The sequence below is a fragment of the Elusimicrobiota bacterium genome (assembly GCA_026388075.1).
Lineage (GTDB): Bacteria > Elusimicrobiota > Endomicrobiia > Endomicrobiales > JAPLKN01 > JAPLKN01.
The window spans coordinates 1-2,294 of sequence record JAPLKN010000098.1 but is presented as its reverse complement, the minus strand read 5'-3'; the positions used below and the strand labels follow the sequence as shown (position 1 = coordinate 2,294).

The following is a 2,294-nucleotide window of genomic DNA, read 5'->3' as shown; positions in this document are numbered from 1 at the left end:
GCCGGCGCGTTAACTTTAAGAAAAGCATTGAAAATAGCTGCAAAACAGTTTGTTGACCTGCACGGGGTAATGAGCGTTCAGTCAAGAAAACTGCGCACGAGAGGGACCATCGGCATACTGAGGCAGATATTTACTGCCATGGAACAAGCTGGCGATGATGCTCTATTTACAGTCAAGCTGGATTTCGGAGGCGAAGTATTTCAAAGGATAGCAGTAAGTCTGCACTGGCAGTTTAACCTTAATCATCCCGAAGCGCCGCTGACGATCGCAAGAAGCCAGTATACCGAAGAACCAGACTCAAATCTTTACGAACTGAAAGAATTTATAAGCACTTACCGAGACAATTTATTAAAATCGTTAAAAACTCTCTCAGCAAATCAAAAAATAGAAGTCCTTGAAAAATTCAAGAGAGCCATAAAAGTACTTAACTGGATAAAAAGGACAAAGAAAGCCACCTTCGCGGCATTAGACATTTCCGACAAAACCGGAGATGAAATGCTTAAAATTCTAAACCTTACGTTGCCGGATTTTGAAACATCTTTTACTTTTGACCAGCTGTATCAACAATTTGGTTATGAGGATTTTAAAGAGCTAATTATGCAGAGGGGCTGGGATCTTATTGAGCTGCAGAATCCTCTGCATATGCCATTAAAGAGCATATCACTGGATGAGATTTTCGGAGGATACAATCAGAAATCTCAAGGGGCTCTAAAAACACTTCTTGAGAATAAGATTATTGAGTGTATCGTTAAGAATGCTTTAACAATCGGTAAGCCCAGATTTAATTATGAAATACTGCGAAAAACATTCAGAATATCTGAAGTGACATTTAAAAATATATTAAATATCCTGGATATAAAGCTTAGCAACTTACAAGCCCATGCAAAAGCAATACTGCAATATAATGCCCATCCTATTCCACTTAAAATAAGATGCGGGGTTCAAAATTATGTTTGGGGGGATAAAAAATTTATTCCGGAACTTCTGGGCATAGATAATCCTGAGAAAAAGCCCAATGCGGAGCTTTGGATCGGCGCGAATCCCACTCTCCCGGCAAAAGCGGATATATCCGGTATGGAATTCGGCATTAATGAATTAATAAAATGGTCAGCGGAAAAAGTATTAGGAAGAGAGGCGTTAAGGCAGTTTGGCAGGACACTTCCATATCTTCTGAAAGTGCTTTCTGCAGCAAAAACACTCTCCATTCAGGGACATCCCTATAAAGAATGGGCGGCGAGGAGGTTTAAGGAAGGAAACAAAAACTATAAGGATAGCAATCATAAGCCTGAAATTATAAGGGCGCTTACGGAATTCTGGGCATTAAATGGGTTCAGGGAATATAGTGATATTGTAACGCAGATTAAAAAAACCGGGCTAGGTTCAAAAATTCCCGGGTATGACAAATTTAAAACAGTTGTTGAAAATATTGGATCCACCGACCATCAAAAAAATGAAGCTTTAAGGAATTTCTATTCAACTTTTATGAATACGTCAGATGACGAGCTTGCCCCTATCGTCAAGGATTTAATAGCGTACGCAAAAAACACTACAAAAATTAGAAAAACAACTGAACCTAAAGATGAAGCCTACTGGATAAACCATATTGCTCAGATAATAAAAGAGAACCCTGATGATTATAACGAAAATGACAGCGGAATTTTATCCGTCTTATTGTTTAATCTTGAAAAACTTGAACCAGGGGACGCGATGTTTATTGATGCCGGAGAACCGCACGCCTATCTGGAAGGGTCCGGAATGGAACTGATGGCCAATTCCGATAACGTTTTACGCGGAGGCCTTACTAAAAAGACCAAAGATATAAAAGAACTTCTTAAAATACTGACGTTTAAAGCAGGTGGAATAATAAAATGCGAAAAGCAAAAGGTCTCTGAAACCGAAACTGTTTATATAACTCCATCTGCCGAATTTGAGATGAGCAATATCAATATTGCCAAAGGCCAGATACACAAAACCAAGAAAATGTCCGGCGCTGATTCACTGATTGTTCTGGAAGGTTCAGTTAAGGTAATTTCAAATGACGGCACAGAGTTGGAACTTAACAAGGGAGAAACTGCTTTTATTCCGTTTGCATGCGGAGGTTATAGGATAAAGTCAATTTCAGATAATGCCCAGCTTTGCAAAGCTTCAATCCCGGAAAATCCCGCAAATGAAAAAGCCAAGCGCGACTGCGAACAGAATTTTGCGCCTGAGCATGAAGCGCCGGAACTGATAGGCATTGCAGAAGGAGTATGGCAAATAGTAAAAAATGGAGAAATGCTGCTTGAGAAAGCGCT

General features: G+C 39.7%; 1 protein-coding gene. It reads left to right on the top strand.

The genetic code is table 11. The features are described from left to right. The coding region (gene manA, locus NT145_05235; GenBank protein MCX5782088.1) for a mannose-6-phosphate isomerase, class I at window positions 1-2,294 on the top strand (2,294 nt) is incomplete at both ends.